12 protein-coding genes are annotated in these 13237 nt (G+C 66.1%); 7 read left to right on the top strand and 5 right to left on the bottom strand.

Annotated features, from left to right (window positions below; all coding sequences use genetic code 11):
* Positions 1 to 54 precede the first annotated feature (54 nt).
* From C8J46_RS07390 to phbB, 3 genes are read left to right on the top strand one after another with little or no spacing between them, the layout of a single operon-like run.
* On the top strand, positions 55 to 2241 hold the full coding sequence (locus C8J46_RS07390; protein WP_132737036.1) for a molybdopterin cofactor-binding domain-containing protein: 2187 nt from the start codon (positions 55 to 57) through the stop codon (positions 2239 to 2241).
* Positions 2238 to 3245, top strand: a complete 1008-nt coding sequence (gene hemH / locus C8J46_RS07385) for a ferrochelatase (RefSeq protein ID WP_132737034.1) — start codon at positions 2238 to 2240, stop codon at positions 3243 to 3245. The genes C8J46_RS07390 and hemH overlap by 4 nt, the downstream gene beginning before the upstream one ends.
* Before the next feature lie 33 nt (positions 3246 to 3278).
* Positions 3279 to 4001, top strand: a complete 723-nt coding sequence (gene phbB / locus C8J46_RS07380; RefSeq protein WP_056066403.1) for an acetoacetyl-CoA reductase — start codon at positions 3279 to 3281, stop codon at positions 3999 to 4001.
* Between the two features lie 263 nt (positions 4002 to 4264).
* Here the strand turns inward: phbB and murA are convergent, their stop codons facing one another.
* Positions 4265 to 5548: a UDP-N-acetylglucosamine 1-carboxyvinyltransferase gene (murA, locus tag C8J46_RS07375; protein ID WP_132737031.1), complete on the bottom strand. Its 1284-nt coding sequence runs from the start codon at positions 5546 to 5548 to the stop codon at positions 4265 to 4267.
* Positions 5549 to 5800: 252 nt separating this feature from the next.
* Between murA and C8J46_RS07370 the strand changes: the two genes are divergently transcribed.
* Positions 5801 to 6484, top strand: a complete 684-nt coding sequence (locus C8J46_RS07370) for a Crp/Fnr family transcriptional regulator (RefSeq protein WP_243643303.1) — start codon at positions 5801 to 5803, stop codon at positions 6482 to 6484.
* Between the two features lie 151 nt (positions 6485 to 6635).
* Here C8J46_RS07370 and clpS read toward each other — a convergent pair whose 3' ends face one another.
* The 3 genes from clpS to phaC all read right to left on the bottom strand — a co-directional run bounded on the left by clpS (position 6636) and on the right by phaC (position 9691).
* A complete protein-coding gene (gene clpS / locus C8J46_RS07365) occupies positions 6636 to 6974 on the bottom strand; it encodes an ATP-dependent Clp protease adapter ClpS (protein WP_132738168.1) in 339 nt (112 codons plus the stop codon).
* A 193-nt stretch (positions 6975 to 7167) separates the two neighbouring features.
* Positions 7168 to 7629, bottom strand: a complete 462-nt coding sequence (locus C8J46_RS21190; RefSeq protein WP_243643269.1) for a phasin family protein — start codon at positions 7627 to 7629, stop codon at positions 7168 to 7170.
* 352 nt (positions 7630 to 7981) lie between these two features.
* Positions 7982 to 9691, bottom strand: a complete 1710-nt coding sequence (gene phaC, locus C8J46_RS07355; RefSeq protein ID WP_132737025.1) for a class I poly(R)-hydroxyalkanoic acid synthase — start codon at positions 9689 to 9691, stop codon at positions 7982 to 7984.
* A 374-nt stretch (positions 9692 to 10065) separates the two neighbouring features.
* Between phaC and C8J46_RS07350 the strand changes: the two genes are divergently transcribed.
* From C8J46_RS07350 to C8J46_RS07340, 3 genes are read left to right on the top strand one after another with little or no spacing between them, the layout of a single operon-like run.
* Positions 10066 to 11274, top strand: a complete 1209-nt coding sequence (locus C8J46_RS07350; protein ID WP_093398371.1) for an LL-diaminopimelate aminotransferase — start codon at positions 10066 to 10068, stop codon at positions 11272 to 11274.
* A 7-nt stretch (positions 11275 to 11281) separates the two neighbouring features.
* A complete protein-coding gene (locus tag C8J46_RS07345) occupies positions 11282 to 12058 on the top strand; it encodes a sulfite exporter TauE/SafE family protein (RefSeq protein WP_132737022.1) in 777 nt (258 codons plus the stop codon).
* A 1-nt stretch (position 12059) separates the two neighbouring features.
* On the top strand, positions 12060 to 12482 hold the full coding sequence (locus tag C8J46_RS07340) for a thioesterase family protein (RefSeq protein WP_132737020.1): 423 nt from the start codon (positions 12060 to 12062) through the stop codon (positions 12480 to 12482).
* 125 nt (positions 12483 to 12607) lie between these two features.
* Here C8J46_RS07340 and C8J46_RS07335 read toward each other — a convergent pair whose 3' ends face one another.
* Positions 12608 to 13081: a helix-turn-helix domain-containing protein gene (locus C8J46_RS07335; RefSeq protein WP_132737017.1), complete on the bottom strand. Its 474-nt coding sequence runs from the start codon at positions 13079 to 13081 to the stop codon at positions 12608 to 12610.
* Positions 13082 to 13237: the final 156 nt, after the last annotated feature.

Here is a 13237-nt window from a genome sequence, read left to right as displayed (position 1 = left end):
GACGTGCCTCCGCGCCACCTTCTCCCCGTGGGGGAGAAGGATTAGAGCCACCCCATGATTAGCAGGCGTGAGATTTTAGTCGGCGGCGGCGCAGGGATCGGGCTCGTCGTCGCCTGGGGTCTGTGGCCGCGAACCTACGCCCCCAACCTCGTCGCCAACCCCGGCGAAACCCCGTTCGGCGCCTGGCTCAAGATCGGCACCGACGGCCACGTCACCGTCGCTGTCCCGCAGGTCGAGCACGGCCAGGGCGTCTACACCACCCTCCCCCAGGTCGTCGCGGACGAGCTCGGCGCGGACTGGCGCACGATCGGCGTCGAGCCCGCCCCGCTCAACCCGCTCTATGCCAACGGAATCGGCATGCACGACCTGTTCGAAGGCCTGTTCGACCGCCTCCCGGACGGCACCCCGCAACCACCGATGCTCACCGGCGGATCGAGTTCGATCCGGATGTTCGAGCAAGCCTGCCGCGAAGCCGGCGCGGGCGCCCGCGCGCTGCTGTGCATGGCGGCAGCGAAGCGCTGGGACACCGACTGCACCCAGGTCAACGTCGACGCGGGCTTCTGCACCAACGGCGCCAAGCGCATCCGCTTCGCCGAACTGGCCGAGGAAGCCGCGAAGTTCACTCTCCCCGATCCCCTCCCCCTCGGCATCCAGGGCGCAGGCAAGCTGGTCGGCAAATCGGTCCCCCGCCTCGACACCCCGTCGAAAGTCGACGGCTCGGCTAATTTCGCTGGCGACGTCCGCCTCGCCGACATGGTCCACGCCGCGATCCGCCAGGGCCCGGTCGGCGGTCGCCTAACAAAGGTCGACCGTGCCGCCGCCGACCGCATCCGCGGCGTGCTCTCGATCGTCGAGAACCCGCGTTGGGTGGCCGCGGTGGCGACGACGTGGTGGGCGGCGCAGAAGGCGCTCGACGCGCTCGCGCCGCGGTTCGAGAACGACGCCCCCCTGCCCGATACCAAGTCGATCGACGCTGCACTGGATGCGGCGCTTACGCGACCGGGCACGCGAATGGCCGAGACGGGCGACGTCGCCGCAACCTTCCAAGGCGCCAACCTCGTCACGGCGACCTACCGCGCCGGCCTTGGCCTGCACGCGGCGATCGAGACGCGCAGCGCGACTGCGTCCTTCTCTAACGGCCGGCTCGAACTCTGGCTGGCGACGCAAGCACCGGGGCTCGCGCGATCGGCTGCGGCGCGCGCGGCGGGTCTCAGCGAGGATGCCGTCGTCGTCCACCCGATGCTGATCGGCGGATCGTTCGGCGCCGCGCTACAGCACGACGTCGCCGAACAGGCCGCCGTCCTCGCACTCAAGCTCAGACGCCCGGTCAGCCTCGTCTGGTCGCGCGGCGAAGACTCGCTTCACGATCACTACCGCCCGCCCGCCGTCGCGAAGATGGCCGCACGGCTCGCCCCCAACGGCGCGATCATGGGCTGGTCGGGAAACATCGCCGCCCCCTCCACCGGCGCCGAGATGGCACGCCGGATGATGCCGGGGCTCGTAACCGAAGCTGCGCTGATCGGCGTGAAGGGCGATCGCTACGCCGTGGCAGGCGCCACGCCCGCCTATCGCATCCCCGCCTATGCGATCGAGCACCACCCCGCCGAGATCGGCATACCCACCGGCCACCTGCGCGGCGGCGCGCACGGCTACACCGCGTTCTTCACCGAATGCTTCCTCGACGAACTCGCGCACGCCGCCCAATCCGAACCGATGTCATTCCGCATCGCCATGCTCGGCGGCGAACCGCGACTCGCCCGCTGTCTCTCAACCGCGGCGGCACTCGGCGGCTGGAACGGCGGCGTCGCAGGCAGCGGCCAGGGGATCGCAGCCCACGCGTTCCGAGGCAGCTACATCGCCGTGATGGCCGAGGCGCACATGGGTGCGGACCAGCGCCCGGTCGTCGACCGCCTCGTCGCCGCGGTCGACTGCGGCGCGCAGATCAACCCCGACATCGTCCGCCAGCAGATCGAGGGCGGGCTGATCTTCGGCATGGCCGCCGCGCTCGGCGCGTCGACAGGTTTCACCCGCGGCCTCGCCGACGCGCGCGGGTTCGACGCCATCGCCCTGCCCCGCCTCGCCGACACGCCCGACATCACCGTCGAGGTCATCCGCAGCGACGAAGCCCCCGGCGGCGTTGGCGAACTCGGCGTCCCCGCGGTCGCGCCCGCGATCGCCAACGCGCTCTATGCCTCAACGGGCTTCCGCATCCGCAATTTGCCTTTAAGACCAGCGCCATGACCCTGCCCCCCGATCACCCCCCGATTCCCAAGCCGAAGATCGGCGTCCTACTGATGAACCTCGGCACGCCCGATGGCCCCGACGCGAAATCGGTGAAGCGCTATCTCGGCGAGTTCCTATCCGATTCGCGCGTCGTCGAGATCCCGCAGATCGCGTGGCAGCCGATATTGCGCGGCATCATCCTCAACACCCGCCCGAAAAAATCCGCGCACGCCTATTCGCAGGTCTGGCGCGATGACGGCTCGCCGCTCGCCGCGATCACGCGGTTGCAGGCGGCGGCGCTGAAGGATTCGTTCGGACCGGAAGTGCTGGTCGACTGGGCCATGCGCTACGGCAATCCATCGATTTCGGACCGGTTGACGGCGATGAAGGCGGCGGGCTGCGAGCGCATCCTGCTCGCGCCGCTTTACCCGCAATATTGCGCAGCAACGACCGCGACCGCTAACGACAAGGCGTTCAAGCATCTCGCTGGGCTACGCTGGCAGCCGGCGATCCGCACGTTGCCGCCTTATTACGACGACACGCTCTATATCGACGCGCTGAAGGACTCGCTCGAAGAGGGGCTCTCCGCGCTTGATTTCACGCCCGATGCGATCGTCGCCAGCTTCCACGGGATGCCGAAGCGGACGTTGCAGCAGGGCGATCCGTATCACTGCCACTGCCAGAAGACCGCGCGACTGCTCGGCGAGCGGATAGGGCGCGAGTTGACGATCGCGTTCCAGTCACGGTTCGGGCCGCAGAAGTGGCTGGGTCCGGCGACCGACGAGACGCTCGTCGCGCTCGCCAAGGCAGGCAAGACCAAGGTCGCGATCTTCGCGCCGGGCTTCTCCGCCGATTGCCTGGAGACGCTGGAGGAACTGTCGATCCGCGGACGCGAGAGCTTCGAAGAGGCTGGCGGCACACACTTCGCCTACCTTCCCTGCCTCAACGATAGCCCCGTCGGCGTGGAAATGTTGCGCAGCATTTTGGCGCGCGAGCTTGAAGGATGGGTGCGGGCTGTCTAGCCTCCGGCAAAAGGCTGAACCGAGGAGAGACTGATGGCACGCGTGGCAATTGTAACCGGTGGTACGCGCGGAATCGGCGAAGCGATCAGTCTCGCATTGCAGGACATGGGCCTAACCGTGGCGGCAACCTATGCCGGCAACGACGACCGCGCCCGCGAGTTCACCGAGCGCACCGGGATCAAGGCTTACAAGTGGGACGTCGCCGACTATGATGCGTGCCAGGCCGGCTGCGCGCAGGTCGCCGCCGATCTGGGCGACGTCGACATCGTCGTGAACAACGCCGGTATCACCCGCGACGGGACCATCCTGAAGATGACCTACCAGGATTGGAAAGAGGTGATGGACACCAATCTTGGCGGTTGTTTCAACATGGCCAAGGCCGTCTTCCCCGGCATGCGCACGCGCAAATGGGGGCGGATCGTCAACATCGGCTCGATCAACGGGCAAGCCGGGCAATACGGCCAGGTGAACTATGCTGCGGCAAAGTCGGGCATTCACGGATTCACGAAGGCTTTGGCGCAAGAGGGCGCGCGCGCGGGCGTGACCGTCAACGCGATCGCGCCGGGGTATATCGATACGGACATGGTGGCGGCGGTGCCGGCCGACGTGCTGGAAAAGATCGTGGCGAAGATTCCGGTCGGGCGACTGGGTCAGGCTACCGAAATCGCGCGCGGGGTGGCGTTCCTGTGCTCCGAGGAGGGCGGGTTCGTTACCGGGTCTACGTTGAGCATCAATGGCGGTCAGCACATGTACTGACGGGCGCAGGCGCGGCAACGTCCGCGCCGTTGGCCGCGAGCAAAGCGAAGTGGGCAGCGCCCGGCACGGCCGGCGGGTCGGTTCACCGAACCCGTCCGACGGCGGCTTTGCCGACGGCGTTGAGTAGATGTCTACCGGATTACGAAGGACGGTCTTGCTCGATCCTGGGCCCCCGCCTTCGCGAGGGAACAGCCGAGTAACGAAACTCAACGCGTATTAGAGCGACCTTTCCAACTGGGCCCCGGCCTTCGCCGGGGTGGTCCTCACCCGTCGCTGGCACGCTCGATATCCGCACCGACCGCGCTCAGCTTTTCCTCCAACCGCTCATATCCGCGGTCAAGGTGATACACCCGGCCCACAGACGTCTCTCCATCCGCCGCCAAGCCGGCTAGGATCAAGCTCATCGAAGCCCGCAGATCGGTCGCCATCACCGGCGCCCCGACCAGCTTGTCGACGCCACGGACCACCGCAGTTCGCCCCCGAACCTGGATATCCGCCCCCATCCGCGCCAGTTCCGGCACATGCATGTAGCGGTTCTCGAAGATCGTCTCGGTCAGCACGCTCGCACCGTCAGCTTTGCACAGCATCGCCATGAACTGCGCCTGCATATCCGTTGCGAAGCCAGGGTACGGCGCGGTCGACAGCGTCAGCGGCTTCAACGAACCGTCGGACGCAACGCGGACGCCGTCCTTGGTCGGCGTCACCGACACGCCCGCCTCGACCAGCGCATCGAACGTCGCGCCCATGTCGGCGACATCCACGCCGACCAGTTCCAGGTCGCCGCCGGTGATCGCCGCCGCACACGCGTAGCTGCCCGCCTCGATGCGGTCGGGCATCACGGCGTAAGTCGCGCCGTGGAGACGGTCGCGGCCTTCGATCGTCAGCGTCTCGGTGCCGATCCCGTCGATCGACGCGCCCATCGCGACGAGGCAATTGCAGAGGTCGACGATCTCCGGCTCGCGCGCGGCGTTCTCGATCACGCTCGTACCCTTGGCGAGCACCGCCGCCATTACGACGTTCTCGGTGGCGCCGACCGAGACGATCGGGAAGCGGAAGCGGCCGCCCGGCAGGCGTCCACCGGGCGCGATCGCCTTCACATAGCCCGCCGCCATCTCCAGCTCGGCACCGATCGCTTCCAAAGCGCGCAGGTGGAGATCGATCGGGCGATTGCCGATCGCGCAGCCGCCCGGCAGCGACACCGTCGCCTCGCCGCCACGCCCGAGCAGTGGCCCGAGCACCAGGATCGACGCGCGCATCTTCCGGACGATGTCGTAGGGCGCCTCGGTCGAGGTGAGGTTACCCGCACGGATCGTCATCACCCGGCCGAAATCCTCGGGCCGCGTACCCTGGATCGCGGTCGACGCGCCAAGCTGGTTGAGCAGGTGGCCGAAGCCGTCGACATCCGCCAGCCGCGGCAGATTGCGCAGCGTCAGCGGCTCTTCGGTCAGCAACGCACACGGCATCAGCGTGAGCGCGGCGTTCTTCGCGCCGGAGATGGGCAAGCGCCCGGACAGGCGATTGCCGCCGCGAATGAGAATACGGTCCATCCCGGGTGTCTATCGCGGCTGGCGTTCTGCGCAAGGGCCGCGCATCGATCGGGCGACAGGCGGACGTTGCCCGGGGACAAGTCCCGCGCTGGGACCCGCCTTGTGCCCTTACTAGCGCTAACACCCCCCGCTTGATCGACTTTAATGCGCGGAAATCCTAGCTTTGCTCTGTGGTTCTTGAACATTGGGGACCATTACAGAGTGCCGGACAGCTGCTTCGCCGACCGCGTCGGCGATCTCATCGACCTGTCGATGAACGAAAAGGCTGCGTTAGCGCGGTTGGAGGAGCGCCCGCGGGACTTGCGTCGCGGTGCCGTCCTCGTGCGCGAAAATGATCCGCAGGCCGAACTCTTCATCCTGCAACGTGGCATGGCGATGAGCTATGTGCTGCTCGACGACGGCAGCCGCCAGATTTTGCGCTTTCTCTATGCCGGCGACATGCTGGCAGTCTCGGCGCTGGTCTATCGCGATTCGCCCGAGACGGTGGTCGCGCTGACCGACTGCACGGTGTGTTCGTTCGATCGCTCGGCGATGACCGGGCTCGTCACCGATCATCCGCGGCTGTCTGCGCTGATCATGGTAATGAACCAGATGGAGAAGGTCGCGCTGACCGACCGGCTCGCCGCACTCGGCCGCACCTCGGCGAAGGCGCGGATCGCGGCGCTGCTGCTCGAGATGCGCAACCGGATGCGGATGCGCGACCGCGCGATGGGCAACAGCTTCACGCTCGGCCTGACGCAGGAGGAGATCGGCGACGCCACCGGCCTCACCGCGGTGCACGTCAACCGGATGCTGCGACAGTTGGAAGAGGACGGCCTGATCCGCCGCGAGACGGGCCGGGTTACGCTGCTCAACGAAGTGCAGCTCGCGCAGGCCGCGAACTACATCGACCGCTTCGAAGGGCTCGACCTGCGCTGGCTGCCACCGGCGCGGTAACTCTCAATCCTCCCCCGCAAAGGGGGAGGTGGCTGGCTCTTGCCAGACGGAGGGGGAGGATACGGAACAGGGGTGTGGCGCGTGCCGCCCCCTCCATCACCTTCGGTGCCACCTCCCCCTTGCGGGGGAGGATCAGCTTAGAGCGGGACGTTCAAGCCTTCTCGAGCGTGCACTGTAGCGGATGCTGGTTCTGCTTGGCGAAGTCCATCACCTGGCTCACCTTGGTCTCCGCCACCTCGTAGCTGAACGTGCCACACACCCCGACGCCCTTCTGGTGGACGTGCAGCATCACGCGAGTCGCGGCCTCCATGTCCATGCGGAAGAAGCGCTGTAGGCACAGCACGACGAACTCCATCGGCGTATAATCGTCGTTGAGCATCAGCACGCGGTACGGCGTCGGCTGTTTGGTCTTCGCGCGCGTCTTTGTCGCGATGCCGGCGCCGGTGCCCCCGGTACCATCCTCGCCACCATCGTCGCGGCGCTCGGCCATCTGCTCGCCCGTCCGCTGGGGAGTCGTCATTTCAGGGGTCAAAAGCATGCTGCCAAAATATGGCATGCCGGGGGGCAAGAGCAAGGGGGCGCCCGCAAACCTCGCGCGAAAACCGCAAACGCAAAAGGGGCGACCGTCGCACGACGGCCGCCCCTTTCTCGTCACCTGCCGCCCGAAGACGGCATCGCGTAACTTAGGCCGAGATCTTCAGCTTGTCGGTCGCGACCGCAACGCGGTTCGAGATCGGCTGTGCGAACTCGCCGAACATCTTGAGCATCCGCTCGGTCGAGCGCGAGCCCTCGGCGATCATCGTGTCGAACGCGGTGCGCGCATAATCGCTCTGGAGCTTCATGAACTCGGTCGGCGACTTGGCGGCGGCGAGCGTCTTGGCGGCTTCGGTCGCGCTCTCGAACGAGGTCTTGGCGTATTCGGCGGCTTCGTGGCCGAGCGCTTCGACGTTCTTTGCGGCGATCTTCGACGATTCGACCAGCGCCTCGATGTTGCCCTTGCCGAATGCGGTCATGTCTTCGACCATCTTCGCCGACTTCTCCATCGCGCCCTTGGCCTGCTCGCTGAACTCGCTGGTGGTGGTGCCGCTGAACCCGTTGGTGAACAGGGCCTTGGTCTTCTCGGTGATGCTCTGGATCGTGTCCATCGTGGCGTCCTTTGGTTCGCTGGCTAGGGTTTCACTAGCTGGGATCCCCGACGGCGCGACGGCCGGAATCGGGGCGGGAGTGTCCGGTTGCGGCGATACAAAAGCAGCCGCGGGAGGTGTGTCGATCGCCGGCGTCTTGGCGTCCGGCCTGGGTGCCGGTTGAGCCGGCTTGGCGACGGTCCGAGGAGCCTTCGCGGTGGCGACAGGCTTCGAACCGGCCTTGGCCGTCCGTTTCACGATATCCACCATCCACGCACCTCTCTTCGGAGTTATGTCGTGCTCCTTGATACACGATTCGCGGCGCCGCACAATGAAATTGTGCACTGCACCATGACGTTAACGGAAGGTAGCGCTACCGGGTTTTGACATACTCGCCAGGCGCATCGCCGAGCGCCGCGAGGGGCCCCCTGCCGGGATGCCTAACCCCTTTGGCTGCCACGGTTTTCGGATCGATCGCGCGGACCCATTCGACCCAGTCGGGCCACCAGCTTCCCTTGGTCTCGGTTGCCCCCGCAACGAAGTCCTCGAGCGTCGTATGCGCCGAGGGATTGGTCCAGAACTGATACTTGCCCGCAGCCGGCGGGTTCACGACTCCGGCGATGTGGCCCGACCCCGCCAGCACGAACTTCAGCGGCCCCGCGAACAGCTGCGTCAGCTTCCAGACGCTTTCGGCGGGCGCGATATGATCTTCGCGCCCCGCCTGGACGTAAGCGGGTGTCGTCACCTTGGTGAGGTCGATCGGCGTCCCGTCCACCGTCATCGTGCCCGTGACCAGCAGATTGTCGCGGTACAGGTCGGTCAGATAGCTCAGGTGCCATTTCGCAGGCAGGTTGGTGGTGTCGCCGTTCCAGTGGAGCAGGTCGAACGGCACGTAATCCTGCCCTAGCAGGTAATTCTGCGTGACGTAGTTCCAGATCAGGTCGCGCCCGCGCAGCAGGTTGAACGTCGTCGCCATATAGCGCCCGTCGAGGAACCCCTCCGGCGACAGCGACGCGACCATCTTCAACTGCTCGTCATCGATGAAATGCTGCAGTTCCCCCGCCTGCGCGAAATCGACCTGGGCCGTGAAGAACGTCGCGCTTGCGACCTTGGCTGCCTCGCCGCGCGCCGCCAGCAACGCGAGCGTCGCGGCCAGCGTCGTCCCCGCCACGCAATAGCCGATCGTGTGCACCGCCGGCACCTTCAGCGCAGTCCGCACTGTATCGATCGCATCGACCTGCGCGGCGATGTAATCGTCCCAGACGACGTCCTTCATGCTCGCGTCAGCGGATTTCCACGAGACCATGAACACGGTGATGCCCTGCTCCACCGCCCAGCGGATGAAGCTCTTCTCGGGCGTCAGGTCGAGGATGTAGAACCGGTTGATCCACGGCGGGAAGATCACGAGCGGAGTCGCCAGCACCTTGTCGGTGGTCGGTGTGTACTGGATCAGTTCGTAGAGCGGCGTGCGTTTCACCACCTTGCCCGGCGTCATAGCCAGATTGCGGCCGAGCTCGAACGCGCCGTCCGGCGTATGCGTCACCTGCCCGCGGGCAAGATCCGCCATCATGTTCTGCAGGCCTTTCAGCAGATTCTCGCCGCGTGTCTCGATCGTCTTCTCGATCACCTGCGGGTTGGTCAGCGCGAAATTGGTCGGGCTCATCGCGTCGACGAACCCCTTGGTCGCGAACCGCAACTGCTCCTTCTGCTTGGGGTCGAGCCCGTCCACCGCCTCAACCCCGCGCAGCATGTGGTCGCCGATCAGCTCGTAACTTTGCCGGATGAGGTCGAACACGGGTTCGCGCCACTGCGGCGCCTTGAAGCGCTTGTCGGTGACGGGCGCGGGATCGGGCGCCTTGGCGGGATCGAGGAAGCGCTGCCACAACGTCAGGCTCTCGGTCCAGAAATCGCGTGCGCGTTCCAGTGTGGCGGGATCGGTAAAGCCGGGAATGGCAGGAATCGCCTCGGGCTTGGCCTGCATCGCCGCCAAGCCCTGCTCCAGCATCATCTGCTGCGCACGTCCCATCACCCAGGTCCAGTGCTGGAGATCGGGCAAGCTCGGGGTAGGAGGAGTTTCGGCCATGACGTCCTCTGCTTTTTCTGGAGCTTACCGCAGGTGTGGGTCGAGCGGAAGGACGACTGTCACCCGCCCCTTCCGTCACTCGTCTCCGGCGTCACTCGCAACAAAGCCCGCCACCCGAGAAAAGCCCGTCGCCCGAGAAAAGCGCGTCACTCGCAACAAAACCCGTCACCCCAGCGAAAGCTGGGGTATCCCGGTTCGGGCCACACCCTTCAACAACAGGGATACCCCAGCTTTCGCTGGGGTGACGGGAGAGGTGGGATTTGGAGAAACGGCGGGCTGCCTCGGCCCGCCTGCTCACAACACGCAAGCTTTCGTTGGGTGACGCCCCCGCTCACCTGCGGTACAGCACCCGCTCCTCCAGCTTGAGGCTGATCATGTCCGAAGACTTCTACCGCATCAAACGCCTGCCCCCCTACGTCATCGCCGAAGTGAACGCGATGCGGGCGGCGGCGCGCGCGGGCGGGGAGGACATCATCGATCTCGGCATGGGCAATCCCGACCTGCCGCCCCCCGAGCACGTCATCGAGAAGCTCGTCGAAGTCGCGCGCAAGCCCAGCGCACACGGCTATTCGCAGTCGAAGGGCATCCCCGGCCTGCGGAAAGCCCAGGCGAACTATTACGGCCGCCGGTTCGGCGTCGACGTCGATCCCGAGACCGAGGTCGTCGTCACGATGGGCTCGAAGGAGGGCCTCGCGAGTCTGGCCACCGCGATCACCGCGCCCGGCGACGTCGTGCTCGCGCCCAACCCGTCCTATCCGATCCACACCTTCGGCTTCATCATCGCCGGCGCGACGATCCGTGCGGTGCCGACCACGCCCGACGAGGCCTATTTCGAGAGCCTCGAACGCGCGATGGCGTTCACCGTCCCCGCGCCATCGGTGCTGGTGATGGGCTATCCCTCGAACCCGACCGCCGAAGTCGTCGATCTCGCCTTCTACGAGCGCGTCGTCGCGTTCGCGAAGAAGCACAAGCTCTGGGTCATCTCCGACCTCGCTTACTCGGAGCTGTATTTCGACGGCAAGCCCACCCCCTCGATCCTCCAGGTGCCGGGCGCGAAGGACGTCGCGATCGAGTTCACCTCGCTCAGCAAGACCTATTCGATGGCCGGCTGGCGGATGGGGTTCGGGGTCGGCAACAAGACGCTGATCGCGGCGATGACGCGCGTGAAGTCGTATCTCGACTACGGTGCGTTCACGCCGATCCAGGCCGCCGCGTGTGCCGCGCTCAACGGCCCGCAGGACATCGTCGAGCGCAACCGCCAGCTGTACCACAAGCGCCGCGACGTGCTGGTCGAGAGCTTCGGTCGCGCCGGCTGGGATATCCCGTCCCCCCGCGCGAGCATGTTCGCCTGGGCGCCTTTGCCGCCCGCCCTCGCGCATTTAGGTAGCCTTGAGTTCACCAAACAATTGCTGACTCACGCGCACGTCGCGGTGGCCCCAGGGGTGGGCTACGGCGAAAACGGCGAGGGCTATGTGAGGATCGCGATGGTCGAGAACGAACAGCGGCTCCGCCAGGCGGCCCGCAACGTCAAGAAATATCTCCAGTCGATGGGCGTCAACACGCCTGCGCGCGGCGCCGGCTGACCGCTTAGTGGATATCAATCCGTTATATTCGGTGGCCGGCGTGCTCGTCGGCCTTCTCGTAGGGCTGACCGGCGTCGGTGGCGGGTCGTTGATGACGCCGCTGCTGGTGCTCGTCTTCGGCTTCCACCCCGCCACCGCGGTCGGCACCGACCTGCTCTATGCGTCGGCGACCAAGACGGTCGGCACGACGGTGCACGGCTGGCGCGGCACGGTCGACTGGCGCGTCGTGCGCAGGCTCGCGACCGGCAGCGTCCCCGCGGCGATCGCGACGTTGCTGGTGCTCAACCACCTCGGCGAGAAATCGTCCAATACCGGCCATGCGATCACCGTCGTGCTCGGCGTGACGCTGATCCTGTCGGCGGTCGCGACGTTCTTCCGCGGCAAGATCGTCGCGTGGCTGACGCCTCGCGTGGGCACCGTCGGCGGCGAGCGTCAGGCGATGCTGACGATCCTGCTCGGCGCAGTTCTCGGCGTGCTCGTCTCGCTGACCTCGGTCGGCGCTGGCGCATTGGGCATGACCGCACTGCTGATCCTGTACCCGACGCTGCCGATCAACCGGTTGGTTGGCTCCGACATCGCCCACGCCGTGCCGCTGACGTTGCTCGGCGGGATCGGCCACTGGATCCTCGGTTCGGTCGACGTCGACCTGCTCGTGTCGCTGCTGATCGGGTCGATCCCCGGCATCATCGTCGGGAGCCTGATCGCCACGCGCGTCTCCGACCGCGTGCTGGTGCCGGTCCTGGCGACGGTGCTGGCGCTGGTCGGCGTAAAGCTGATCTTCTGAGATGCGGCCGGGGTTCGCCTTCTCGACGCGTTTCCGCGTGCGCTACGCCGAGATCGACGGCCAGCGCATCGTCTTCAACTCGCGCTATCTCGAATATGCCGACGTCGCGGTCACCGAGTTCTGGGAGTGGACCGGGATCGCCGAAACGCTGCCGGATGTCTGGCCGACCACCGAGTTTAACGTGCGCCGGACCGAGATCGATTACCTGAAGCCGTTCCGCCTCGGTGACACGATCGAGGCGTTCGTGCGGATCGAGAAGCTTGGGACGACGAGCCTGACGAAACGCTTCGAGCTGGCGCATGCGGAGACGGGGGAGTTGCACACGGTCATCAATATGGTCAGCGTGCAAGTCGACCTGGAGACCGGCCGCCCGGTGGCACTCCCAGATGCGATCCGCACGGTGCTGGAAACGCTGCCGTCCTAACCTGACCCACCGCCGTCACCCTGAAACTACCCTCGTCATCCTGACGAAAGTCAGGACCCAGAGCGAGGAAGGGCAGCGCTCGTTACTCTGGGTCCTGACTTTCGTCAGGATGACGGAGTGGAGAGCTACTCCGCCGCCTCCGCCTCGACGCCCACAACTTCCCCAGGAAGCGCCCAGATCAGATCCCCCTTCCCCAGCACGCGCCCATCATGCGACCGCACCGACACCGGCTGCAACGGCCGCCGATCGCGCGCGTCGACCAGGATCGGAAACGCCGGCACGCACGTCTCCCACCGCTCGCCCCATTGCCGGAGCGCGATCATCGTCGGGAGCAACGCAAACCCCTTGTCGGTCAATCCATAAGCGATCTTGCGCCGATCCTCCGGGATAGGCTGCCGCTCCAAAATCCCGTGCTCGACCAACCGCGCCAGCCGGTTCGCCAGGATATTGCGCGCAATCCCCAGTTCCGACTGGAACTCCTCGAAATGATGCAGGCCGTTGAATGAGGCGCGCAAGATCAGGAACGACCAGCGCTCGCCCATCGCCTCCAGCGCGGCGGGCAGGCTGCATTCCAGCAATGGTTCGCGCAATTTGCCCATCACGTCATCCTCATCCGCCGCGAACGTACCGCATAAGCCGCAGAAGCGAAACGCCCCGCTTATCCTACGTTATGCGCCGCCCACGAATGGCTGACCCAACCACTAGATCACAGTGATGCGACGCTTTTTGTTGCCAAAAGTCCCTGCCCGGCCCCA

The sequence above is a fragment of the Sphingomonas sp. PP-F2F-A104-K0414 genome (assembly GCF_004340945.1).
GTDB lineage: Bacteria > Pseudomonadota > Alphaproteobacteria > Sphingomonadales > Sphingomonadaceae > Sphingomonas.
The sequence above is the reverse complement of the archived record's forward strand: the minus strand, read 5'-3'. Positions and strand labels throughout refer to the sequence as shown.